This window comes from Acinetobacter sp. neg1, assembly GCF_000788125.1.
GTDB classification, from domain to species: Bacteria; Pseudomonadota; Gammaproteobacteria; order Pseudomonadales; family Moraxellaceae; genus Acinetobacter; species Acinetobacter vivianii.
Map to the genome: position 1 here is coordinate 54063 of NZ_JSZD01000016.1, position 25318 is coordinate 79380.

Annotated in this window: 23 protein-coding genes and 1 pseudogene; 10 read left to right on the plus strand and 14 right to left on the minus strand. The window is 43.2% G+C overall.

Going from position 1 to position 25318, the window contains the following annotated elements; genetic code table 11:
* The first annotated feature begins 5 nt into the window (after positions 1–5).
* Positions 6–803: a tRNA pseudouridine(38-40) synthase TruA gene (gene truA / locus PJ15_RS12400; protein ID WP_004774249.1), complete on the plus strand. Its 798-nt coding sequence runs from the start codon at positions 6–8 to the stop codon at positions 801–803.
* Positions 804–849: 46 nt separating this feature from the next.
* Here truA and PJ15_RS18415 read toward each other — a convergent pair.
* Together PJ15_RS18415 and PJ15_RS12415 are read right to left on the minus strand one after the other, a co-directional pair.
* Positions 850–2065, minus strand: a pseudogene (locus PJ15_RS18415) (IS3 family transposase).
* 109 nt (positions 2066–2174) lie between these two features.
* A complete protein-coding gene (locus PJ15_RS12415; RefSeq protein ID WP_004774248.1) occupies positions 2175–3182 on the minus strand; it encodes an AraC family transcriptional regulator in 1008 nt (335 codons plus the stop codon).
* A 230-nt stretch (positions 3183–3412) separates the two neighbouring features.
* Here PJ15_RS12415 and infA point away from each other — a divergent pair, with 230 nt between their 5' ends.
* A complete protein-coding gene (gene infA, locus PJ15_RS12420) occupies positions 3413–3634 on the plus strand; it encodes a translation initiation factor IF-1 (protein WP_001284370.1) in 222 nt (73 codons plus the stop codon).
* Between the two features lie 72 nt (positions 3635–3706).
* On the opposite strand, the gene PJ15_RS12425 is transcribed toward infA, so the two are convergent.
* The gene (locus tag PJ15_RS12425; protein WP_005255340.1) at positions 3707–4078 is read right to left on the minus strand and encodes a lysozyme inhibitor LprI family protein; all 372 of its coding nucleotides are present in this window, start codon (positions 4076–4078) and stop codon (positions 3707–3709) included.
* A gap of 152 nt (positions 4079–4230) precedes the next feature.
* Between PJ15_RS12425 and PJ15_RS12430 the strand changes: the two genes are divergently transcribed.
* The gene (locus PJ15_RS12430; RefSeq protein WP_005255342.1) at positions 4231–4641 is read left to right on the plus strand and encodes a hypothetical protein; all 411 of its coding nucleotides are present in this window, start codon (positions 4231–4233) and stop codon (positions 4639–4641) included.
* A 49-nt stretch (positions 4642–4690) separates the two neighbouring features.
* Here PJ15_RS12430 and leuB read toward each other — a convergent pair whose 3' ends face one another.
* The 4 genes from leuB to leuC form a co-directional block, all read right to left on the minus strand.
* Positions 4691–5770 carry a 3-isopropylmalate dehydrogenase gene (leuB, locus tag PJ15_RS12435; RefSeq protein WP_004774241.1) on the minus strand — a complete coding sequence of 360 codons (1080 nt, stop codon included), beginning with the start codon at positions 5768–5770 and terminating at the stop codon, positions 4691–4693.
* A 46-nt stretch (positions 5771–5816) separates the two neighbouring features.
* Positions 5817–6395 carry a hypothetical protein gene (locus PJ15_RS12440; RefSeq protein ID WP_047431271.1) on the minus strand — a complete coding sequence of 193 codons (579 nt, stop codon included), beginning with the start codon at positions 6393–6395 and terminating at the stop codon, positions 5817–5819.
* Positions 6396–6530: 135 nt separating this feature from the next.
* A complete protein-coding gene (gene leuD, locus PJ15_RS12445; RefSeq protein WP_005255344.1) occupies positions 6531–7181 on the minus strand; it encodes a 3-isopropylmalate dehydratase small subunit in 651 nt (216 codons plus the stop codon).
* 12 nt (positions 7182–7193) lie between these two features.
* Positions 7194–8612 carry a 3-isopropylmalate dehydratase large subunit gene (leuC, locus tag PJ15_RS12450; protein WP_004774237.1) on the minus strand — a complete coding sequence of 473 codons (1419 nt, stop codon included), beginning with the start codon at positions 8610–8612 and terminating at the stop codon, positions 7194–7196.
* A gap of 344 nt (positions 8613–8956) precedes the next feature.
* Here leuC and PJ15_RS12460 point away from each other — a divergent pair, with 344 nt between their 5' ends.
* On the plus strand, positions 8957–9163 hold the full coding sequence (locus PJ15_RS12460; protein WP_004774234.1) for a DUF2061 domain-containing protein: 207 nt from the start codon (positions 8957–8959) through the stop codon (positions 9161–9163).
* A 52-nt stretch (positions 9164–9215) separates the two neighbouring features.
* Complete coding sequence (locus PJ15_RS12465) at positions 9216–10079, plus strand: LysR family transcriptional regulator (RefSeq protein ID WP_047431277.1); 864 nt, start codon at positions 9216–9218, stop codon at positions 10077–10079.
* Positions 10080–10179: 100 nt separating this feature from the next.
* Here the strand turns inward: PJ15_RS12465 and PJ15_RS12470 are convergent, their stop codons facing one another.
* Positions 10180–10830, minus strand: coding sequence for an HAD family hydrolase (locus PJ15_RS12470; RefSeq protein WP_047431280.1), 651 nt, complete (start codon positions 10828–10830; stop codon positions 10180–10182).
* Positions 10831–11013: 183 nt separating this feature from the next.
* Between PJ15_RS12470 and PJ15_RS12475 the strand changes: the two genes are divergently transcribed.
* Positions 11014–11490, plus strand: a complete 477-nt coding sequence (locus tag PJ15_RS12475; protein ID WP_004656060.1) for an RNA pyrophosphohydrolase — start codon at positions 11014–11016, stop codon at positions 11488–11490.
* 93 nt (positions 11491–11583) lie between these two features.
* Positions 11584–13878 carry a phosphoenolpyruvate--protein phosphotransferase gene (gene ptsP / locus PJ15_RS12480; protein WP_004774229.1) on the plus strand — a complete coding sequence of 765 codons (2295 nt, stop codon included), beginning with the start codon at positions 11584–11586 and terminating at the stop codon, positions 13876–13878.
* Between the two features lie 68 nt (positions 13879–13946).
* On the opposite strand, the gene PJ15_RS12485 is transcribed toward ptsP, so the two are convergent.
* Positions 13947–14396 carry a hypothetical protein gene (locus PJ15_RS12485; RefSeq protein ID WP_047431283.1) on the minus strand — a complete coding sequence of 150 codons (450 nt, stop codon included), beginning with the start codon at positions 14394–14396 and terminating at the stop codon, positions 13947–13949.
* A gap of 603 nt (positions 14397–14999) precedes the next feature.
* On the opposite strand from PJ15_RS12485, the gene PJ15_RS12490 reads away from it, so the two are divergent.
* Positions 15000–16520 (plus strand): catalase, encoded by a 1521-nt coding sequence (locus PJ15_RS12490; protein ID WP_047431286.1) that lies wholly within the window; start codon positions 15000–15002, stop codon positions 16518–16520.
* Positions 16521–16644: 124 nt separating this feature from the next.
* Here PJ15_RS12490 and PJ15_RS12495 read toward each other — a convergent pair whose 3' ends face one another.
* The 5 genes from PJ15_RS12495 to PJ15_RS12515 form a co-directional block, all read right to left on the minus strand.
* Positions 16645–17697 (minus strand): MBL fold metallo-hydrolase, encoded by a 1053-nt coding sequence (locus PJ15_RS12495; RefSeq protein WP_047431288.1) that lies wholly within the window; start codon positions 17695–17697, stop codon positions 16645–16647.
* Positions 17698–18050: 353 nt separating this feature from the next.
* On the minus strand, positions 18051–18659 hold the full coding sequence (locus PJ15_RS12500; RefSeq protein ID WP_047431290.1) for a glutathione S-transferase family protein: 609 nt from the start codon (positions 18657–18659) through the stop codon (positions 18051–18053).
* A 52-nt stretch (positions 18660–18711) separates the two neighbouring features.
* Positions 18712–19407, minus strand: coding sequence for a helix-turn-helix transcriptional regulator (locus PJ15_RS12505; protein ID WP_047431292.1), 696 nt, complete (start codon positions 19405–19407; stop codon positions 18712–18714).
* Between the two features lie 71 nt (positions 19408–19478).
* Entirely contained in the window at positions 19479–20153 is a 675-nt protein-coding gene (locus PJ15_RS12510) for an HAD-IA family hydrolase (protein WP_047431294.1), read from the minus strand.
* Entirely contained in the window at positions 20150–21082 is a 933-nt protein-coding gene (locus PJ15_RS12515) for an RluA family pseudouridine synthase (protein ID WP_004774219.1), read from the minus strand. The genes PJ15_RS12510 and PJ15_RS12515 overlap by 4 nt, the downstream gene beginning before the upstream one ends.
* A gap of 432 nt (positions 21083–21514) precedes the next feature.
* On the opposite strand from PJ15_RS12515, the gene PJ15_RS18655 reads away from it, so the two are divergent.
* Positions 21515–21661, plus strand: coding sequence for a hypothetical protein (locus tag PJ15_RS18655; protein ID WP_004637771.1), 147 nt, complete (start codon positions 21515–21517; stop codon positions 21659–21661).
* Positions 21662–21870: 209 nt separating this feature from the next.
* Positions 21871–25227 carry an Rne/Rng family ribonuclease gene (locus tag PJ15_RS12525; protein WP_047431304.1) on the plus strand — a complete coding sequence of 1119 codons (3357 nt, stop codon included), beginning with the start codon at positions 21871–21873 and terminating at the stop codon, positions 25225–25227.
* Positions 25228–25318 lie beyond the last annotated feature (91 nt).

The window sequence follows — 25318 nt, forward strand, 5'->3', positions numbered from 1 at the left end:
AGAACATGCAACGTTATGCAATTGGTATTGAATTTTGCGGTACTCAATACCGTGGTTGGCAAACCCAACAGGCTGGCGTGATCACTGTTCAGGAAACCGTAGAAAAAGTGTTGAGTACCATTGCCAATGAACCCATCGTGTTACATGGCGCAGGCCGTACCGATGCAGGGGTGCATGCAACCAATATGGTGGCGCATTTTGATACCGAAGCGATCCGTCCAGAACTTGGCTGGATCCGTGGTGCCAACAGCCAACTTCCCAAAGATATTTCCATTCAGTGGATTAAATGCATGGATGAAAATTTCCATGCCCGTTTTAAGGCAGTAGCGCGTCGTTATCGTTATGTGGTGTATAACGCCCCTACTCGCCCTGCGTTGCTATACAAGCAAGTCACGCATCTCTATCAAACGCTTGATGTCCAGAAAATGATTGCGGCTGCATCCAAGTTTGAAGGAACGCACAATTTCGAAACCTTCCGTGCTGCGGCGTGTCAGTCGAATCAACCTGTGCGTCATGTAAAACATTGCCGCTTGTTTGAACATGGCCGCTATTTAGTTTTAGATATTCAGGCAGATGGTTTCTTACATCACATGGTGCGCAACATCATGGGCTGCCTGCTTGAAATCGGTCAAGGCATGTATGACATCGACCATATCGATACCATGTTTGCAGCAGAAGACCGTACCGCTGCTGGTATTACCGCCCCTTCCGATGGTCTCTATTTTATTCAGGCCTATTATCCAGATGAGTTTGAATTACCAAAGATGCCTTTAGGGCCTCAATGGCTTAACTTACCTGAATAATGCAATGCACTAAGCTGTCTCGTCCTGAAATAGGTTGACACTTATTTCAAACAAACGCCTGATGCATTTCATTAGGCGTTTTGTATTTTAACGATAGATGAGGTCTACGACTATTGTAAATCTCTATGGACTCTGCAACCATTCGTTTAGCATCTTCAAGATTCCTTGGCTTATGAAGTAAATATTCATTCTTCAATATACCATTAACCCTTTCTGCTAAAGCATTCTGGTAACAATCATATCCATCTGTCATTGAACACCGGATATTATGTTCTTGATGTAATTCCTGATATTTCTTGGAACAATACTGGATACCTCGATCCGAATGATGAATGAGTGAAGATTGCGGTGTTTGTCTTGTTTTTAATGTTTTTAAATAGGCTTGACTAACAGCTTCCGCACCTAAATTGTCATCCACATGATAACCCACTATTTTTCTAGACCAAGCATCGGTTATTAGGCTCAGATAAGCTTCTCCTGTTTCTATAGGTAGATAGGTTATATCTGCAACCCAAAGTTGCTCAGGTTTTCGTGGTATCTCTTGCTTAATTCCTAACTTTACCAAGTTGGGATGCTTGTAAAAACGATGATGGCTATTAGTTGTCTTATGATAGGCACGTTTAGGCCGCACTAATAAACGATGTTCTCTGAGTACATCAAACAACCGGTCTCTACCAATTTTGATACCCATTACCCTATTCAGCAAGTAGTGAAGTTTCCTTGTCCCTATACGAGGTTGAAACATTCTTTCTTGTTGAATTCGTTGTAATACATCTTGTTCATGTTTATGTCTTATATTGGCTGCTTGCTTTGCTTATAATAAGCTTGCCGTGTTGTGCCAAGATAATAACAACATTCAGTGATGCTAAAACCTACCGTTTGCTTTTCTTTGATTGCTTGCCTTGTAGCTTTTTTGTGGTACTTACTCCGTAATCTCTTTCAAGTATGTTGATGATAGATTCAAATAACTCTGCTTTTCTTTTGGTTTCATATAATTGCTGCTCAAGCTCTTTAATTCTTTGTTCTGGAGTGAGTGGTAGAGGATCGGACATTTGTTTTTCTCCATGATGAAATGGGCTGCCTTGACGCCAATCTAATCTACCATGCTTTCTTAACCAGGCTAAAACTGTTGAACGCCCTTGAATACCATATCGGCTCTGAGCCTGTTTATAAGTCATTTCACCTTTTTCAACTTGATCTACGACTGATAATTTAAAAGCTAAGCTGTAATCTCGTTGTGTTCTTTTAACTATTGTTTTCATTACACTCTCCAAATTTAAGTTTAGAAAGTGTCAACCTTATCTAGGACGAGACAAGCACATAAAAAAAAGCCTAATCGATTTGATCAGGCTTTTTTTCATTTTAGACAGTTTAACGCTGTTTACGCTTACGATATTCAACAGGCGTTTCATTGGTCCAGCGCTTAAAAGCCCGATAAAAAGTACTTGGCTCAGAAAAACCGGTTAAATACACAATACGTTCTACACTTTCACTGGTATTCGCCAAGAGTTTTTTCGCCAGACGACAACGATAGTCTGAAAGAATTTGCTGGAAGCTGGTATTGGCTTCACTCAGCTGCGTTCTTAAACGACGCGGTGTGATATTCAATTGTGCAGCGACCGTTTCCAGTGTCGTTTCACCACTTTCTAGAGTTGAACCAATGGCACGGCGCACTTCTCCGACCAGATCGTATCGCGCAAGTTCCTGTAATTTCTCAATCGCCAGTTGCTCGTGCAATTGCAGTAATTCTGGCTCAGCTTGCCACAATGGATAGTCCAGTACCGCAGCATCAAAATAAAGACGAGTTTCTTTTTGTCCTAAGCTGACTGGGCAACCATAAACTCTGAAATATTCATCATCAGCAGCGCCTTCACTGAAATTAAAATCAATGTAGATCGGCTCAAACTGCCCTTCGGTAATAAATTTAAAGAAACGTAAAATGCCAGACATTGCACATTCAGAAAAATGGCGATTGACCAAATTATCCGACCAGAACTGTTCACCATTGGTCAAATAGCAACGACCATCTTCAATAATCAACTTGGCATCAAAGGCATCACTAATCAGACGCTGGTAAGCCAAAGCGCGCTTTAAGCCTTCACCAAAAGTTTCACTACTGATAAATAAGTGTTCAATGACTTGCCCACGGTATAAAGGCAAATGCTCGCCGAGATGTAATCCAATATCTGGATCTTTACTCACGTCCTGTGCCGCAATCCAGAAGGCATTTTGTGCACTCAGTGGCGTTCTCGCATTGGTATCAACCTGATTTAGCGCCACGCCGGCTTTTGTTAAAATCTCTTCGGTTGGTAATCCTGCTTTACGAATTGCCTGATAACCAAAGCGCAATACAACTGATGCATCTGTTAGCTGACCCACGCAGTGCCCTTCCCTGTAGATACGTTATTATGACAATGAACAACAATTTTAGATTAACGTTGATTGACCAAACTGACAACAATATTCTGCTTATTTTGTTAAAAAAAATCCCAAATTGTCCGACAGTTTCTTTCGGTTAATATCTGACAGCCTTACCGCGACTTGATCTTGTAAATTTTAAATAAATTGACTATAATTTGCGCCTTCCCAATTTGATCATCAGGTAGGCTATGGCCAATAAAGAGGAACTCATTGAGTTCGAAGGCGTTGTCACCGAAACGCTTCCTAATACGATGTTCCGTGTACGTTTAGAAAACGGTCACGAAGTTATTGCTCACATTTCTGGTAAAATGCGTAAACACTATATTCGTATTTTGACAGGTGACAGTGTAAAAGTTGAAATGACACCTTATGATTTAACCAAGGGTCGTATCACTTATCGTGCACGCTAAGTCAGATTAGTGAATGCAAAAAAGCCACATCTTTATGTGGCTTTTTTTATTCCAACAGGACATAACCTGAACTTATTCGCTTAAGCGTGTAGTTTTACACGCACCCGCTTCACACTCACGTAAGCGCTCTTGTAGCCAGTTGTTACGGTCTTGGGTCATGTTCAAACGACATTGAATATTCGCCGTGCTTTGCAAGTCTTCACTACACTCAACATCACGATAACGGATCCACGCCAACTGGGATTTCTTTAAAATTTTTTCTTGTGTTTCATTCAGGTATTTGCGTAATAGTTGATAGTTTTTATTTAAATCCGTATCCGCACTCACATAGACTTTATTGGTACAGTAAACATCATCATAACCATTACGTGTCTTATCACAATTATCCGCATAACTTAGTGTCGCCATCACACTACCCATCAATCCGAATATTAACCTGTGCATCAAACTTTCCACATCTCTTAACTCTCGGGCTCATCTAAGCATATTTTGCTTCTCTTTAGTATTACCCAAAAGTAGACAAGTTTGTACGTTTTTGTCTTTGTTTGTCTATATCGTTAGAATAGAGAGATGGGCTAAAAATTAAGGAAAATAAAATGGCAAATTATAAAATATATCTGGCTGCTTTCATTTTAGGTTTACAAGGATGTGCAACCGCAGGATGGCGATCTGTACAACTACAAGACTATTTACAGCCTTATGTGGGCCAATCCGCTGATCAGATCCAGCAAAACCTAAACTTACGAAGTTTAGGCTTCCAGACCTTAAAACAACCTCAGAGAAGCAAAGAGAGTTTAGTTTTTACTGTCCTTCGTCCGATTAATATTCCAGTTCCGATTGCACAGGCTTATGGAGATCCGAGTTCACCGACCGGTGGCTCAGTACGATTAGGATCGATCTCAACCAGCCAGCAATCTTATGATGTGAATTTCTATTGTCATATCATCTTCGAACTGGATCAGCAGCAAATCGCCCGCGCCATACGTTATGAAGGTAAGGCTTGCTAAACAGCCACAAAAAACGCAGCAATTGCTGCGTTTTTGCTTTCAATACAGATTAGTTCAGCGCAGAAACAACCGCCTCACCCATCGCATCTGTACCCACTTTGGTCATACCTTCAGACATAATGTCGGCAGTACGTAAACCTTGATCCAGCACCTGACCTACAGCATCTTCAATCGCTTTGGCAGCCGCTTCTTCACGGAAGGTATAACGTAGCATCATCGCAACTGACAGCACGGTCGCCAATGGATTGGCAATATTCTGTCCTGCGATATCAGGTGCAGAACCATGACATGGTTCATACATGCCTTTGCCATTTTCATCTAAAGAAGCCGAAGGCAACATGCCAATTGAACCAGTCAACATCGCTGCTTCGTCAGACAGGATATCGCCAAACAGATTACCTGTTACGATGACATCAAATTGCTTTGGTGCACGCACCAGTTGCATCGCTGCATTATCAACATACATGTGCGATAACTGAATATTTGAATATTGAGCTTGCTGCAAATCAGTCACCGTTTGCTTCCACAACTCAGTCACTTCAAGTACGTTGGCTTTATCGACCGAACATACTTTTCCACCGCGTAATCCCGCCAGTTCAAAAGCAACCTTAGCAATACGTTTGATTTCGCTTTCTGAGTAAACATCGGTGTTATAACCCTGTTTCTCGCCATTTTCCAGTTCACGAATACCACGCGGCTGACCAAAATAAATCCCGCCTGTTAATTCACGAACGATGAGAATATCCAGACCCGCTACAATTTCTGGCTTCAAACTAGAAGCATCAGCCAATTGCGGATACAAAATTGCTGGACGAAGATTAGCGAATAAATTTAATTCACTACGGATTTTCAACAAACCACGTTCTGGACGAATTGAGCGCTCAATGCTATCCCATTTAGGACCACCCACAGCACCAAGTAGAATGGCGTCGGCTTTTTTTGCTTGTTCACTGGTCACAGCTGGATAAGGTTCGCCATGCGCATCAATTGCTGAACCACCGAGTAAACCATGTTCCCATGTCAAACCTAGATTAAATTTATGATTGACCTTGGTTAAAACCTGTTCCGCTGCAGCTACGATTTCAGGACCAATGCCATCACCCGCTAAAATTAAAATATGTTTAGACATCTACTTTTCCAGTTTTCATATAAGCAGTTTTGACACTGCGAGCCGATTAAACCTTTTTCTCAACAAACTCGCCTAAGCCTGTACTGACATCAAAAGGACGGCAGAAGCGGCGAATGGTATGTTGCTCTTGCTGTAAATCTACACATAGCGGATCAGGTACAGAAACCTTGAGTAAGCTGCCTGAAGAGCGATGTGTTCTGTCTCGATACATTTTAAAGGTATAGCGCACATGCGGTTTAAACGCATGAATGACATGGAAAGTTTCTGCACGATCTGGAGAAATAGGATAGAAACGAATGACAACTTCATATTGCTTGGCAGGTACGCTTAAATACACCTGCTGCTTTCGGCTGAATACCGAACCATGTAATCGAACAATCCCCCGTCCCATTGCCTGCTGGCTGATTCGGTGGGTCTTTGCATCGATTACCGCAATATCCCCGATTCGTTCAAACTCACAACTCTCAACGCCTGAACAATATAAAGTCGTGTTGTCCGCCTTACTTTCCAGCATGTTCTGTGCAATACGAACCTGATCAACCACGTTCGGTGCATTTTGACACGCGGTTAAAGTCGTACCAACACATAGACACAGTAAAATACTGCGAGCGAGTCTTCTTCTCATTATTCAAGCCCAGTCCTCATGCCTTGTTAACATGTAAGCAAAAAATTATTCGCTAGCATGTTAACAAGAGTTCAATGTCTGCGCTATGGCTATGTTAAAAATGTCCAAGACGAAGTGTAATTTCGTCCACTCAAATTAAGCCTGAATGTCCTGAAAGACCCAAGGACGCGCCTGTTTTGCTTTCGCTTCATAGGCACGAATATCGTCTGCAACCTGTAAAGTTAAGCCGATATCATCCAAGCCATTCAATAAACAATGTTTACGGAATGGATCAACTTCAAATTTAAATGCTTCACCTGTTGGCGTACGAACTTCCTGAGCATCCAAATCAATGGTTAACTGATAACCTTCATTTTCAGCACATTCTTTAAATAACTGATCCACGATCTGTTCAGACAAGATCACAGGTAACATGCCATTTTTAAAACAGTTATTAAAGAAAATATCGGCAAAGCTTGGTGCAATCACGGTACGGAAACCATATTCACTCAATGCCCACGGCGCATGCTCACGGCTTGAGCCACAACCAAAATTGGTACGTGCCAATAAAATGCTAGAACCTTGATAACGCGGCTTATTTAAAACGAAATCAGGATTTTTTGGACGCTTGCTAATGTCCTGTCCCAAATAACCTTCATCCAAATAGCGCAACTCATCAAATAAATTGTCGCCAAAACCAGTACGTTTAATTGATTTCAAAAACTGTTTTGGAATAATCAAGTCGGTATCAACATTGGCACGATCTAAAGGTGCAACAATACCTTGCTCTACAGTATATTTTTCCATGATTCTGCTCCCTTAGAATGAACGAACATCAACAAAATGGCCTGCAATTGCTGCCGCAGCCGCCATCGCTGGACTCACCAAATGGGTACGTCCGCCATTGCCCTGACGACCTTCAAAGTTACGATTTGAAGTCGAGGCACAATGCTCACCGGGTTGTAATTTATCGGCATTCATCGCTAAGCACATTGAACAACCTGGTTCACGCCATTCAAAGCCCGCTTCCAAGAAAATCTGATCCAAACCTTCCTGTTCCGCCTGCTGTTTCACCAAACCAGAACCTGGAACGATCATGGCCTGCTTGATACTCGCAGCCACTTTACGACCTTTTACCACGTCGGCAGCTGCACGGATATCTTCAATACGTGAATTGGTACATGAACCAATAAATACGCGATCTAACTGAATATCAGCCAAGGCTTGTCCAGCTGTTAAACCCATATATTGATAAGCACGCGTCCAGTCATTGCGTTGTACGTCATCTTTAGCTTGCTCTAAAGTCGGCACGGCTTGTGTCACCGGAATCACCATTTCTGGCGAGGTGCCCCAAGACACTTGCGGTTCAATCTCGGCACCATTCAATACCACAACCGCATCAAATACGGCATCTTCGTCTGAATGCAAAGTATTCCAGTATTCAACCGCCTGATCCCACTGTTCACCTGTTGGCGCATAGTTACGATCTTTGACATAGGCAATGGTCTTGTCATCAACAGCCACCATTCCCACACGAGCACCGGCTTCAATCGCCATATTACATACCGTCATACGGCCTTCGATTGACATATCACGGAACACTTGCCCACCAAACTCGATGGCATAGCCTGTACCGCCCGCAGTACCAATTTTGCCGATAATCGCCAAAACCACGTCTTTAGAGGTTACGCCCTTGCCCAATACGCCATCGACACGCACCAACATGTTTTTCGACTTCTTCTGTACCAAGCATTGTGTTGCCAATACATGTTCAACTTCTGAAGTCCCAATACCATGTGCCAAGCAACCAAAGGCACCATGCGTTGCGGTATGCGAGTCACCACACACCACCGTCATACCCGGTAAAGTCAAACCTTGCTCTGGCCCAACCACATGCGCGATGCCTTGGCGAATGTCATTAATACCAAACTCAACGATATTAAATGTTTTACAGTTATCGTCTAAAGTCTGAACCTGAATACGAGAAGTATCATCTTCAATCCCAGCGATACCCTGTTCACGCTCTTTTTTAGAAGTCGGTACGTTATGGTCAGGGGTTGCGACATTGGCACTTAAACGCCATGGTTGACGACCAGCAAGTTGTAAGCCTTCAAATGCCTGAGGGCTGGTCACTTCATGCAATAAATGACGATCAATATAAATAAGGCTAGAACCATCATCACGTTGTTTTACTAAATGGTCGTCCCATAATTTGTCGTACAAAGTTTTGCCTGCCATGTCGTCGCTCTCCATCGTGCTTGCCATCGGACTGGGTATTTTTTATCTTGAATTGATTATAGCAATGCTTTTACATAAATCTAATTTATCATTTTTATAAATTGACAAACTTTTTGGAATGATAAATTTTCTTCTCGGCTCATCTTTGTGCTTTCAAATGAAAAGCATGCGAAATCAATCTGATCCTGCCTGATCTTAACTTTAATGTCATTTTTTTTAATCATATTTAAGTGAATGTTCATTCTATTTATAAAAACAATCGTCATAAATTGAAATTTCTTTTTTACATTTCAAATGATAATGATTATTATTTAATTAAATAGAGATTCTGTAGGGTGAAGCCGATGTCAAATATTCAACAATTCGTAATGAATAATAGTAGGACTTTGAAAAAAACCTTGAGTTATTACATCATGCATATTAGTGTGGCGATGCTCGTTGCATATATCATTACAGGCAATTGGATCATGGCAGCAACCTTAAGTTTGATTGAGCCAACAGTACAAGCCTTTGCTTTTTTCTTTCATGAAAAAGTCTGGAATTATTTCTAATTCAAAAAATTGCACATAAAACCAATTTAAAATCTCTCCCGGATAAGCGTGTATGAACCTCGCAGCTTTTGAAGCATTTGTAAAAGTGATGGAAACTGGTTCAATTTCTATTGCAGCAGAACAATTATTTATTACCCAGCCTGCAGTGACCAAACGGATTCATAGCTTGGAAGACTACTTTGGCGTCAAGCTATTTGAATCCGCAGGTCGTGGCATTCAACCGACCCATGCAGCACATTCTCTATTGCCCAAAGTCCAAACCTGGCTGAATAAACTGGGTGAGATTCATCATACCCTAAGTCATGAACAGGCACAGGTACAAGGTCGTCTCAAGATTGGTACCAGTCACCATATCGGTTTACATCACCTAGCTGAGCCGCTTAAAAATTTTGTTCAGCTTTTTCCTCAAGTCACTTTAGATGTCCATTTTGTCGATTCTGAGCAGGCTCATGAACAGGTATTGGCAGGCGAACTCGAACTGGCCTTTTTAACCTTACCTCCAGTCGGGGATGATCGGCTCAACTATGTCACCATCTGGAATGATCCATTGGTATTTGTTACCGCGCCCTTCCATCCCTTGGCACAGCAAACTCAGCTTAAGCTCGAAGACCTGATAGCTTATCCAAGCTTATTACCAGCAGCACAAACCTATACCAGTCAGATTACTTTGGCGGAATTTGAAAAGAATAATCTCAAACCCAAAATCACCATGAGTAACAATCCGTTAGAATCCATCCGCATGTTGGTATCGATTGGTTTAGGCTGGTCTGTTTTACCCAAAACACTGGTCAATCAGGATTTAAAACAGCTGGATCTACAGCTGGATATGCAACGCCAACTTGGTATGGTCTGGCATCCAGCTCGCATCCAGTCTAAAGCGGCTGAGGAGCTGATTCGGATGATGCAGGTAGGATAAATAATCCATCCTTTGCTGTATAAACATTGGTACGATAAAAAAACCTCCACTTATGGGAGGTTTTTTTACATTCTTCAAAATAGACAGGGATATAGAGGCTTTAGATTGACCAGTCCTGAATTTCCCAAGCCTGCTCTTGCGCCAGTTTTTCTAAACGGTCATCTGGATTGATTGCAATCGCATGGGTCGCATATTCCAGCAAGAAACGGTCATTGATCGAATCTGAATAAGCCCAAGATTCATCTACGGTGCGTCCAGCCAGCCATTGATCCAGACGTGCCAGCTTACCTTGTTGATAACATGGAATTCCTGTGACCTTGCCCGTGTATTTACCATCAACAACTTCAGCACTGGTGGCAATAATTTCTGTAATACCAAACTCACGGAAAATCGGCGCGGTAATAAAATCACTGGTCGCGGTAATCCCCACAATGGCATGCCCGAGATCCTGATGCTTTTTAATCGCATCAAATCCTTTCGGGCGCATTTGTGGACGAATGATTTTTTGCATAAACAACTGATGTAATTCAGTTAAATAGTGATTATCGTGCTTGGTGAGAAATTCAAAAACAAATTCATTATAGGCAATCGGATCCAGTTGCCCTGCTTTATAGTCTTCGTAAAATTTGTCGTTCATTTGACGATGATGAACAGGATCAACCAAAGCTTCACTGACCAAAAACTCGCCCCATGAATGGTCAGAATCGGTATTTAACAGGGTATGATCTAAATCAAACAAAGCCAATTTCATATAAATGCTCATTTAAATGCAAATTAAAGAAAAAAAACGTAAATCTATTTCCGTAAGTCACTAAAAATTCGTTAAGATCATAGCAATTTAAACATTTTACTTTGACCTTTTTCGAGTTGGACATGGAAGATAGTCTGTCCCCGAGATCAAAGTCAACGATATAGATAAAATTTAGGTAGCCAAATGATCGACTCAGAAGGTTTCCGACCCAACGTCGGGATCATTTTGGCAAACGATGACGGACAGGTTTTATGGGCAAAACGCATTGGTCACAATGCTTGGCAATTTCCACAAGGAGGGATCCAATTTGGTGAAACCCCTGAACAGGCACTTTTTCGTGAACTGAGAGAAGAAGTCGGTTTATTGCCCGAACACGTCCAGATTATAGCGCAAACAAAAGGTTGGCTGCGTTATCGTTTGCCACATCGGTACATTCGGTCAGATTCAGATCCGGTATGTATTGGACAAAAGCAAAAATGGTTTTTACTGAAGTTAACGGCCTCGCCTCATCATATTCAGTTAAACCTGTCAGACCCACCCGAGTTCGATGAATGGCAATGGGTGAGTTACTGGTACCCATTGGGTCAAGTGGTCAACTTCAAACGTGATGTTTACCGTAAAGCCATGATGGAATTATGTTTACAACTACCTCAGCGTTAATTGTCATAGAATCATCATTTTAAGCAATGATTTTTGGCAAGAGAGCTGTTATAACTAGGCCTATAACGATTCAATAAACTGGAGTAAACATCCATGTCAAACATGCAACTCGACACCCTTAGACGCATTGTGCAAGAAATTAATGCGTCCGTCAGTTTGCATGATTCTTTGGACATTATGGTCAATCATGTGGCTGAAGCCATGCATGTGGATGTCTGCTCGATTTATTTACTGGACGAACGTAATCGCCGTTATGTGCTGATGGCATCGAAAGGTCTGAAACCTGAAGCCGTCGGCAATGTCTCGTTAAATATCGGTGAAGGTCTGGTCGGTTTAGTCGGGCAACGCGAGGAGATTGTGAACCTCGACAATGCGCCGAAGCATGACCGCTTTGCTTATTTACCTGAAACAGGCGAAGAGCTGTTTAACTCGTTCCTTGGCGTGCCTGTGATGTATCGCCGTAAGGTCATGGGTGTACTTGTGGTTCAGAATAAAGAATCGCAAGACTTCAGCGAAGCCGCAGAATCCTTTTTAGTGACACTGTGCGCACAACTTTCAGGTGTCATCGCACATGCACATGCGGTCGGCAATATTGATGTGTTCCGCAAGCCAACCACTGGCTCAACTTACAAAACATTCCAAGGTGTTTCAGGTGCAGGCGGTATTGCACTGGGTCGCGCCATCGTGCTCTACCCACCTGCCGATCTTGCTGCCATTCCAGATCGTGAAGCAGAAGATATCAGTGAAGAACTCGATTTACTGGATCAAGCCATTGCTTCGGTTCGTCAGGAAATTCAGTCCTTAGATGAAAAAATGCAAGATTCCCTCATGTCGGAAGAACGGGCGTTATTTAGCGTGTTCTTACGAATGCTGGATGAAAATGCCTTACCAAGTGAAATTAAAGACCATATTCGTGTAGGAAGCTGGGCCCAAGGTGCAGTGCGTAAAGTGATCGACAAACATGTTGCGCTGTTTGCGCAAATGGAAGATGACTACCTGCGTGAACGCGTTTCTGATCTCAAAGATCTGGGCCGTCGAATTCTAGCCTGCCTGCAAGAGGCGGATTCAAGCCATCGTGAGCTCAGCCCTGACAGTATTCTGATTGGTGAAGAAATCAGTACTGCCGCTCTGGTGGAATTGCCAGTTGATAATATTGCCGCAATCGTCACCTCGGAAGGTGCAGCCAATTCACATATGGTGATTGTGGCGCGTGCATTAGGTATTCCAACAGTGGTTGGTGTTACAGAGTTGCCAATCACCACGCTGGATGACATTGAAATGATTGTCGATGCTTATCAAGGTCGTGTCTTTGTCAATCCACCACGTCGTTTACGCCAACGTTACAAAGAAGTTCAGAAAGAAGAAGAACAGATCGCTAAAGATTTAAAGCAATACGAAACCAAAGATGCGATTACGCCTGATGGCATTTCTATTCCGTTATTCGTCAATACAGGTTTAATGATTGATGTGGTGCGTGGTGTTCAGCGCGGTGCCAAAGGTGTAGGTTTATACCGTAGCGAGATTCCCTTCATGCTACGTGAGCGCTTCCCTGGCGAAGAAGAACAACGCGCCATCTATCGTCAGCAGCTTAGCCATTTTGCCAATAAACCAGTGATTATGCGTACCCTTGATATTGGTGCGGATAAAGACTTGCCCTACTTCAGTATTGAAGAAGAAAACTCAGCGCTCGGCTGGCGTGGACTGCGTTTTACGCTGGATCATCCTGAGATTTTCTCTGCACAAATCCGTGCCATGCTCAAAGCCAGCATTGGCCTGAATAATCTGCATATCCTGCTGCCGATGGTAACCAGTGTCAGCGAAGTAGAAGAAGTGCTGTATCTGCTTGAGCGTGACTGGGTTGCGGTACAGGAAGAAGAACAGGTCAAGATTACCAAACCTAAAATCGGGATTATGGTCGAGGTGCCGAGCGTGCTGCTGCAAATTGATGAGTTTGCCGAACTGGTCGATTTCTTCTCGGTGGGCTCCAACGATTTAACCCAGTACTTGTTGGCGGTTGACCGTAATAATCCACATGTTGCCAACGTATATTCACACTTCCATCCATCAATTTTACGGGCCTTGAAACGTCTGGCAGAAGACTGCCATACACATCAAAAACCTGTCAGTGTGTGTGGTGAAATGGCGGGTGATCCATTGTCTGCGATCCTGTTAATGGCAATGGGCTTCAATACGCTCTCAATGAGTTCTAGTAATATTTTGCGAGTACGCAAAGCAATTTGCCATGTGCCAATGAGCGATGCCAAAAAACTGCTTGAAGATGTGCTGCAAATGAACAATCCGCTGGTGATTAAAAGCTGGCTTGAACATTATTTCAGAACTCACGGTCTTGCCGACATGGTGAAATCGAATCGTTTGGTGAGCGTATAAAATATCATTCACACAATCATAAAAAGAGCGCCACTTTAAAAGTGGCGCTCTTTTTATAGCTAGATTTTTTATTTTAAATAAACCTGTTGCTTTCCTTGACCAAGACTCACCTTCGGAAATTGGCGGTCGTAATCAATCATAATGGCATCTTTAGCCGTTAGATTGCTGCTATCAGATTGCCAAGTCACATAATAACTAATCTCGGCATCATCACGGACTTGCGGTTGAATCAACTGACGATGTCCTGCGGGCACACTAAACTCAACACTAAACGGCACTTGTGATACCTGCACTTTCTTTTGCTGAATTAAAGTTGCTGGCACATCAGCCATGCGACTTTCTACCGCATATAAACTGACTGTACCTTGCTGTAGCTGAACGGCATGGTTGTCTGCCCCCACAAACTCAACCGTCAAAGCGGTGGCTTGGTTGGCCTTAAGCTCAGAATTCTGCGACATGGAGGTACAACCTGTCAGTAAAGTGAAAGATAAACCAAGACCCGTTACTATTTTTTTCATTGTTTTTATCTCATCATGAAAGAGCTCAAACATAGCATGCCCTGAATTAAAATCATGACGACTTACATATTTTCAACCTAATCTCTTATCTCAGCCCTCTTAATGAAATATTGCTCTTAAGGATGAATGCTCAAATATTGACGAATCATTAAACTATTTGTGCAATTGAATGCTGCTTTACACAACTGCAACAGGTCAATTCCCCTATTTCTGCACCAGTCATCACCATCTTTCATTTCTTCGTTCAGCGATTTCCATGTAATTGAATGGTTGAGCAAAATTACAATAAAACTTTTATTTTTCATGAGTTTTTTGATTTTTTTAACAATTTTTATATCCAAAAATGCTCAGCTCAAGTTTAAGATTTAGACAGCTTCAATCGAATAAAGCATTTATGACATCAACTTTAATCCATTGGAAAAAAAGCTTTCATCAACCTAGAGTAAAAATACAAAGGATGTAATCTGATTCATTACAAATCTCAATTAGGCATCTGAAATTTTGATACCCAATTTGTATATGTCCCAGTGAAGCATTCATATCTTTGAACGGTCAAATGATTGAGATGACCAAGCTCACAGGTCATCTTGATGGAGATAGAACATGAGCCAAGACGAAAAAAAATGTCCTTATAGCCACCTCACCACTGATTTTGGTGCACCCGTTGTCGATAACCAGAACAGTATGACCGCAGGCGCCAGAGGACCATTATTAGCCCAGGACTTATGGCTAAATGAAAAACTTGCTAACTTTGTCCGTGAAGTGATTCCTGAGCGCCGTATGCATGCCAAAGGTTCAGGTGCATTTGGTACGTTCACGGTTACTCATGACATTACCCAATATACCCGCGCTAAAATCTTTAGCGAAATCGGCAAAAAAACCGAAATGTTTGCCCGCTTTACCACAGTTGCAGGTGAACGTGGTGCAGCAGATGCGGAACGCGACATTCGCGGCTTTGCCCTAAAATTCTATACCGAAGAAGGTAACTGGGATATGGTGGGCAATAACACCCCTGTATTCTTCTTGCGTGATCCACGTAAATTCCCAGATTTAAACAAAGCAGTAAAACGTGACCCGAAAACCAACATGCGTAGTGCAACCAATAACTGGGATTTCTGGACTTTATTGCCAGAAGCATTACATCAGGTCACCATCGTCATGTCAGATCGTGGTATTCCTTCAAGCTACCGTCATATGCATGGCTTCAGTAGTCATACCTATAGTTTCATTAACGCAGCCAATGAGCGTTTCTGGGTGAAATTTCACTTCAGAACTCAGCAAGGTATTCAAAATCTGACGGATGCTGAAGCGGGTGAACTGGTTGGTCAGGATCGTGAAAGCCATCAACGTGATTTATTCGATGCAATTGAACGTAAAGACTATCCAAAATGGACACTCTTCGTTCAAGTTATGCCAGAACAAGATGCGGAAAAAGTTCCCTATCATCCGTTTGATTTAACCAAAGTATGGCCACACGGCGATTATCCGTTAATTGAAGTAGGTGAGTTTGAACTGAACCGTAATCCTGAAAACTTCTTCCTTGATGTAGAGCAATCTGCTTTTGCACCAAGCAATCTGGTTCCAGGGATTAGTGCTTCACCAGACCGTATGTTGCAGGCGCGCCTGTTTAACTATGCAGATGCGCAACGCTATCGTTTAGGTGTGAACTATCAGCAAATTCCAGTCAATGCGGCACGCTGCCCTGTACATAGTAATCACCGTGACGGTCAAGGCCGTATCGATGCCAACTATGGTGGTTTACCGCACTACGAGCCAAACAGCTTCGGTCAGTGGCAAGAGCAAGCTCAGTATAAAGAGCCACCATTGAAAATTAATGGTGATGCCGATTTCTGGGATTATCGTGAAGATGACAATGATTACTTCAGTCAACCACGTGCCTTGTTCGAACTCATGACACCAGAGCAACAAGATGCATTATTTGGCAATACAGCACGTGCCATGGGCGATGCACTCGACTTCATCAAGTATCGCCATATCCGTAATTGCTACGCTTGCCACCCAGCCTATGGTGAAGGTGTTGCGAAAGCATTGGGTATGACCGTTGTTGATGCACAAGCTGCACGCGAAACTGATCCAGCGCGTCATTTACCAAGCTTTCTTTAAACTTTGACATTCTGAATAAAAAAGCCATCTTCGGATGGCTTTTTTATTTGTGTGCATAACGATTTATTCAAAATTTGATTAGAACGACAACCATGACCATGGGTGTATTAACTGACGCCAACTTTTAAGCCCGAATAAAATGTCCTTCTCGAATGCAATAGAAAGGATTAACCAGTTTCGAAGAAGATTTCATGGCATGCTGTAATTCATGTTCAGGAGAATCACGATCTTCATCTGTCAACTGAAAGGTACGGTAATGAATCGCCAGTGAACGGTGCGCATGCAAATCTAAATGCGCATGAAATGCATCTTGTGGATTCATGTGCACATAACGCATCAACATTCGTGGTTCATACGCCCCTATCGGCAATAATGCAATTCGGGCATCACCATAACGCTCATGGATTTGTTTAAAATGCCCTGAATAACCTGTATCCCCCGCAAAAAAACAGTGCCCTGTCTTGGCAAGCAAAGAAAAACCGCCCCATAAGGCACGGTTCTGATCGCGCACGCCGCGTCCAGATGCATGTTGTGCAGGTGTATAGGCAATCTTTAACTCATCATGAAACGGGATTTCCTGCCACCAATCCATTTCAATCACATGCAAATGCTTCGGCAGGTAATAGGCATTACCTAAACCGGTATAAATCGGCATTTCAAATTTCTGATGTAACCATTCCAGAGTCGCCAGATCCATGTGGTCATAATGATTATGACTCAATAACACCCCATGAATAGTCGGGAGATGTTCTAGTGCAATTCCTGCGAGACATACACGACGTGGGCCATTGCCCTGTTTCGGGCTAGCATATTCACACCAGACAGGATCAGTCAGAAAGTTATAAGGGCCGATTTGAATTAAAATCGTAGCGTGTCCCACGAACCAGATTTGCCAGTCATTTAAGTCCGCATGCGGACGGTTTTGAGGCAGTTCCAGCATTTGATTGCGTAAATTGGACTCATGAACACGATCAACATTCCATGTATAGGACTGACGTGTCGCCAACCACTTTAGCAGCCCTTTTCGATCAAACGGCGTTAACGGTTTCTGCAAATTATAGAAACGGTCTATCCCGCAATGATCAGAAGCCTCATGTGGAAACGGAGGTTTCACCCAAGTATGACTCAAGCAAGATTGTGTCGGCAATTGATAGGTTAATGTCGGCTTATCTTTCATGTACTTCTTCTTTGGTGGAATCTAATCGCATGAGGTCCATTATGTTATATCCCTATGATTACGGCGTGTTTTCAATGTTATCGCGTTTTAAATCATCATGATTTTTTGACTACAAAGATGACATTTCATCACAACACAATCGGTCTTTGATCCTAACATAAGGTTTTTAGTTATGCTGATTTTCTAGAGCTGAGTCAACACAATTTTACTGAACTAATAACGCTCAGTGACATTTCCATCTAAACGTTAAACAAAGAGTTTTTCATTTATATTTTTTATTTTGATTTGATCGTTTATAGGCACTGCAAAAATTAAAAAAGCCGAACGAGTCGGCTTTTTAGGAGGATGAGAATCTAAGCATTACTAAAAAAGGCAGCAAATTTTTGATAGCTTGGACGCTGCTTAATATTGTCCAGATAGCGTTCAATTGCAGGATGAGACTCAACCTCGCCCATCTTAAGCTGCCAGAACAACATTGCGGCAACAGTTACATCCGCAGCGGTGAACTGCTTTCCACATAAATATGGATCAACCTCACTCAAGCCTTGTACAAAGGCATTATAGGCATCGTGGTAGTCTCCATATCCGACAGATCCTTTCTGATCGGGTTTCACCTCAACGCCCAGCATTTTATTGGTTGAAGCAGCCTCCCAAGGCCCAGAAATAAAGAACAACCAGCGATAATAAAGGCCGCGTTTTGGATCATTGAGTGCAGGTGCCAAACCTTTGTCAGCAAACTTATCGGCTAAATACGCACAAATCGCATCAAGCTCATACACCACGATATCATCGTCCACCAATACCGGGACTTTGCCAAATGGATTGATTTTTAAGTACTCAGGCGCTTTCATTTCTGTTTCAAAGGCCACTTCGATGCGCTCACACTGCACACCCAATTCGATGAGTAACCAGTCTACAACGACGCCACGTGAGAAATTATTGGTATAAAGTTTAAGTGCCATGTTGATATTTCCTTAGTGAGTTATTCTTATTTCAATGTAATTGTTTAGATTGTCAGTTTCTGTCAGTAGTCGAACACACCTCTTGAATCCACCATTGTTGAAAGAGCTGCTGTTTAAATTGCGGATAAAGCTCCTGACTCAGGCTTAACTGTCGAATACGGTCAATCCGAAAGTGCCGAAAACTCTGTCGCAACTCACACCATGCCGCCAGCACAATCCGATCATTAAAATAACCTAAAGCAAAAGGCCACACGGTACGAGAACTGATACGTTGTTGTTCATCTGCATAATCGACGACAATTTTGACTTGCTGACGGATGGCCAAACGTACTTGCTCTACCAGATTTTCATCCACGGGTAACCAGGCGTTAATTGAGCGTAAGGTGGTTTGTTCAAGTAAATGTCGACAATGTTCAGGCAATACCGCATTGAGTTTCGCCAATACCGATGTCGAAGCCGATTTTAAAGCCAGATCTGGAATTTCACTTAACCAGTTTAAGGCTAGGAAGATGGCCTCAATTTCGGTTTCGTTCAAGGTCATTGGCGGTAACAGGAAATCTTCTTTGAGTTGAAAACCCAAGCCTGCCGCAGCATCAATATTCACACCTTCGGCGCGTAATGTTTCAATGTCACGATAGACACTGCGCTGACTAATCTGCAATCGCTCTGCCAATACCTGCGCAGTGACTGGATAGCGATATTCTCTGAGTAGCTGTAATAAATTGAGCAAACGGATCGATCGGCTCATATAGTCCCTATTGTTATTATGGATGATGGGAAAGCGAACTCTCCCCTCATGATCATTTTATCTTAAGCGGCTTAACTTTCAGTTAAATCAGTAACCTTGAGGAGGCTTTGTAAATAACCATGCAAGTCCTGCACGTTATGCGCGATGGTTAAAGGCTGATATTGCTGCAAAGTTTCAATACTGTGCACCCCATAACTGACCCCGATACGCGGCATACTCAAGTTTTGTGCCATTTCCAGATCGTAACTGGTATCCCCCACCATAATAGCGCGTTCAACCGCTACATCCATCTCGGCAAGAATCTCCTGCAACATCAATGGGTCTGGCTTGGACTTGGTTTCACTCGCGGCACGGGTAATATCGAACAGTGCATGGCTATTGGTTTGTGTCAATACACGGTCCAGACCTTTACGGCTTTTGCCTGTCGCTACGGCAAGCTTGAGACCTTGCTGCTTTAAATCCATCAATAGCTCAGCGACACCATTGAACCAGACATCGCCTTTCGAGTTTGCCACATAATGATCGGCATAGCATTGCAAAAGCTCCTGATGCAAATGCGGTACTTGTGGAAACAGGATCTGCATCACTTCGGGCAAACCTAAACCAATAATGCTTTTCGCGGCTTCATCAGTCAGTGGTTGTTCAAATTGCTGTGCAGCATATTGCAAACTCGCCACAATCTGGCCTACCGAGTCGAATAAGGTGCCATCCCAATCAAAAATGATGAGTTCGATATTCTGCTTCATTTCTGCTTTCTCAACTCGTCAATCACCTGCTGCATATCTTCGGGCATCGGTGCTTCGATCACTGGATAATTCGGAATTTCCAAACGCATGGCATGCAGGCACAAACGGCGTGCTGCTGGGCCGTTATACACTGTATTGTGTCCATATTTATCGTCCCCCACCAAAGGATGACCGATACTTAAACCATGTACACGGATTTGATGGGTACGACCTGATAATGGTGATGCATGAACCAGAGTTGCTGTTTTAAAGCGCTCAACCACTTTCCAGTCTGTCTTACTTGGCTTACCTTCAGAAGTAACACGGACACGACGCTCGCCATTGGCTAGTTCATAACGCAATAAAGGCGCATCAATCATTTGGCGATCCAAACTGACTTGCCCTTTGACAATAGCCGCATACGTTTTCTGGATCTTATGTTCACGCAGCAGATCCTGTAGCAATTTTAAGGTACTGCGCTTTTTACTGACCATCACCAGACCTGAGGTATCACGGTCAATACGATGAATCAGTTCTAAATATTTTTTACCTGTGGCAGCCCGTAACGCTTCGATCAGGCCATAGGCCACACCACTACCGCCATGCACGGCGATACCCGAAGGCTTATTAATGACCAACAGACCTTCATCTTCATAAACTACACGGCTCAATAAGCTTTGCGCAACGCTATCGCTTACAGGTGCAGCCGTTTCATCCTTTTGTTCATAACGAATTGGTGCGACACGAATCTGGTCGCCAATGCTCAAACGTGTTTCTGCTTTTATTCTTTTTTTGTTTACGCGTACTTGCCCTTCACGAATCAAACGGTAGATTCGACTTTTTGGAACACCTTTTAATCGGGTAAATAAAAAATTATCTATTCGCTGCCCGTCTTGATGCTCATCCACGTCAAACCAAGTGACACTTTGCCATTGTTGTGTAGAATTCATACGCTCGATTAATCCAAGATTTGCTAAATATGATTAAAAAATGATCATTTAGCTAAGTTATTTCACAAGAAACCTAAACTTAGCCCATAGGCAGATGCTGCAAGGTTTGGTATATTCAGCGCACGGATACCACCGTAAGTGAGCATCAAATCAGAAATTTTATTTAGATAAAATTTTAAATCGATGAGATATTCACCAATAACTCGGATAGGTCCTAAAGAATTATGCCGACGCCGAAGGCTTATTATATCGGCAAAATGGCAAACTGTTGCGTTTAATTGTGCATCAGCACATACAGTTTGTTCAGAAAAAATATGTCGCCAGCAATTTGCTGGTTATTAAACGTAAACTGATCCACATCAGACAATTTGCTCCCTGATGTCGCATTCAGGCTAAAGCGTTGATGCATTGGAACTGCCAAGCAGAGATACGATGATCATTCCGTATCAAGACTTCCAGATGGATCGACTTCAATGCTTAATGACAGTGAAAGTCACCATCCAATGCACCGCTCACCCGCCAGTGAAGCGTACAGGAAACTTTGATTATGTCGGATCTAGTGATATTTCACAGATGTAAGACATGCCATGAAATATCAACGGATTCAAGATTGAAGCAGTATTGCTAACATCGGAATAACCGAATCAAAGCCCCCAGCTGGATACTTACAGCCAGTGGTTTCAGAGCTTCCTACACAAAGTTGCTTCTGAGTCTTGATCGCGCCAATTTGATGTTTGCTCAAAAATATTGGGCTTATTGTTTGTGTATCACTATTAGGTGTCACACCCATGAAACGTATGTTGATTAATGCAACCCACGCCGAAGAAGTTCGCGTTGCACTTATCACTGGTAATCGCCTTTACGATTTCGATTTAGAGAATCGTACTCGCGAACAAAAAAAATCAAATATTTATAAAGGTCATGTTACTCGCGTTGAGCCATCTTTAGAGGCGGTTTTCGTAGAGTACGGCGCACAGCGTCAAGGCTTTTTATCAATGCGAGAAATTGCAAACTCGTACTTCAAAGCTGACCCTCGTCAAACTTCAAACATCCGTGAACTCATCACTGAAGGCACTGAATTACTGGTTCAAGTTGAAAAAGAAGAGCGTGGCAACAAAGGTGCTGCCCTATCGACTTTCATTTCACTTGCAGGCCGTTATTTAGTTTTAATGCCGAACAATCCGAAAGGTGGCGGTATCAGCCGTCAGATTTCAGGTTCTGTACGTGAAGAACTCAAAGAAATTTTAGCGTCTTTAAATGTACCGCGTGGCATGAGCGTGATCGTTCGTACCGCAGGTATTGGTCGCACTCAAGAAGAGCTTCAACTCGACCTACAACACTTACTTGACCTTTGGGCACAAATCCAAGGTTCAGCAAGTTCAGGTCCATCACCAATGCTGGTACATCAAGAAGCAGGCGTGGTGACACGTGCCATTCGTGATTATTTACGTGATGATGTGGCTGAAATCCTGATTGATAGTGAGCAAGCCTATAACGAAGCCTATAACTTCGTAAAAGCAGTGATGCCACGTCAGCTTGATAAATTAAAAACCTATACTTTGAATGAGCCTTTATTTGCTCACTTCGGTATCGAAAGCCAAATCCAGACTGCCTATGAGCGTGAAGTAAAACTTCCTTCTGGTGGTTCAATCGTGATTGACCAGACCGAAGCTTTGGTATCAATTGATATTAACTCGGCGAAATCAACTCGCGGTCATGATGTTGAAGAAACAGCACTCAACACCAACCTTGAAGCAGCTGAAGAAATTGCACGTCAACTTCGTTTACGTGATATCGGCGGTTTAGTGGTCATCGATTTCATCGACATGACTAAAGACCGTAACCAGCGTATGGTTGAAGCCAAATTACGTGAAGCAACGCAAAGCGACCGCGCACGTATCCAGTTTGGTCAACTATCACGTTTTGGCCTGATGGAAATGAGCCGTCAACGTTTACGCCCTTCTCTTGAAGAAGCGACAGGTTACGTGTGCCCACGCTGTCATGGTACAGGTATGGTGCGTGACTTACGTTCATTGTCACTTTCGATCATGCGTAAGGTTGAAGAAATTGCATTACGCGAACGTCAAGGTGAAGTTCAAGTTGAAGTCCCTGTTGAAATCGCAGCATTCTTATTGAATGAAAAGCGTCACAGCCTTGTTTACTTAGAACAAACGTCAAATGTTCGTGTAACGGTATTACCACATCCGCACTTGGAAACGCCGCACTATCAGATCCAGTTCAATCCAGATGGTTTTGCGCCGTCGAGTTATGAACGTACTGAAGCAACTCGTTCGAGTGAAAAAGAACTCGGTTATGAGTCTTCTGACTGGCATTTGGAAGATGCAGAGCATCACCATGCACCTGCACAAAATCAAGCAGCTGCACCACAGAAGAAAGCAGCACAAAATGCGGCTGCACCAGCAAAACAAGCTCAACAGGCTGTTGCACAAAAGTCAGCAAGTCCTTGTGCATGGTTAGAAAACCTGTTTGTTCAAAAGCAAGCGCAAACCACAGATCAATCTCGTTCGGCACAAAATGCGGCAGCTGCGATTGAGCAAATGGTAAATAATGGCGCAGTGAGCCGTGGCCAGTTTGGTCAGGTGAACGCACCTGTTGCCACTGAAACTGCTGCACCAGCGGCAAACAATGCCTATATCTCACAAAATCCTGTGAAACAGGAAACGCGTGAGCAGTTTGAGAAAGACGAAAAACCACATCGTCCGAATCAAAACCAGAAGAAACGTAAGCACAAAGAGCAACGTGAACAACACGCCCATGCACATGAACAACAAAATCAAGTGCACGAAGAAGTGGTTCAGTTGTCACGTCAGGAACAGCGCCAAGAGCAACGCGAACTGAAACGTCAACAAAAACGTCAGCAGTCGCAAGAGCCTCAAAACCAGCAACAGCATCATGATGCTGCTCAAGGCAATGAGAATGCGCCATTACCACGTCGTGACCGCAACCAACAGCGTCCGAACCGTCCAAACCGTCATCGTGACCAAAGCGTGTTGAATGAAGCACCTGCGGCTACAACTGCAGCGCCTGCGAATCCACAACAGGTTAAAGTTGATGTTGTTGATGCACCACGTTCAGAACCAATGAACACGGCATTGATCGTGAACATTGACCAAGGTCAAAGTGAAATTGTTGCACTGAATCCACAACAAGCAACTGCACCTAAAGCAAAAGCTGAGGTTGCTCCTGCTGTTGTTGAAAAAGCTGAAACAAAACCTGCAGCTCAAGCAGAACCAGTCGTTGCGAAAGAAGCACCTGCTGCAACTGTAGAAGAAGCAGTTCAAGCACCAGTAAAACGTGCCAGCAATGATCCGCGTTCACGCCGTCGTCAACGTGGTGCTCAAGCACCTCAGAAAGCCGCTGCACCAAAAGTTGCACCATCGCAAATTCCTGCGTTGGGTCAATACACGCTAGGTAGCTTGATTCGTCATGTGTATGGCGAAGACTGCACTATCTTGATTGAGCAGTTTGGTTTAATCACGACATTTAACCGCGCTCTACAAAAGTTTGCTGAGCAATATGCAAGCACTCTCGTTGTAGAAACAGTGGTTGAAGAAGAAAAGCGTCCTGTAACACGTGATGCTGAACTTCCAAGCAAGCAAGTCACTGAAGAAGCTGAACCAGCGCCAGTGTTAGCATTAACACCGCCTGAAGCATCAACAGTGCGTGTTGCAAACGATCCTCGTGAACGTCGTCGTTTAGCAAAACTTGCTGCTGAGCAAGCCAAAGAAGCGCATATTGCTTCAAACACGACTCCAGCTCCTGTCGAAAACACTGAATCGAAAGAAGAAGTGAAAACAGAAGAAGCAGTTACTCCAGTAGAAGAAACTGTGGTTGCAGCGCCAGAGCAACAACCATTAGAGCTTGCGACTGAGACAGTTGCTGCGCCAGCAGAAACAGCACCAGTTGAAGCTGTCGAAGCACCAGTGGCTAAAGCTGAAGCGAAGTCTGAAGTAACGACTAAAGTTGCTGAAAAAGCCCAAGCTGCTGAAAAAGCAGAACAGGCAGCAGCTGCAGCTGAAGCAGAGTCTGAAGACGAAGCTGCAAAAGCAGAAAAAGAGAAATCGAGCCGCCCGCGCCGTCCACGTGGACGTCCACCAAAAAAAGCTGCAGCTAGCAATGAGTAATTTGCTAAATTGCACTCAATAAGGCTAAGCCTAGTCATTTCGGTGACTAGGCTTTTTTGTTATTTTGTCAAATTAGGTTGATTGCTCTAGG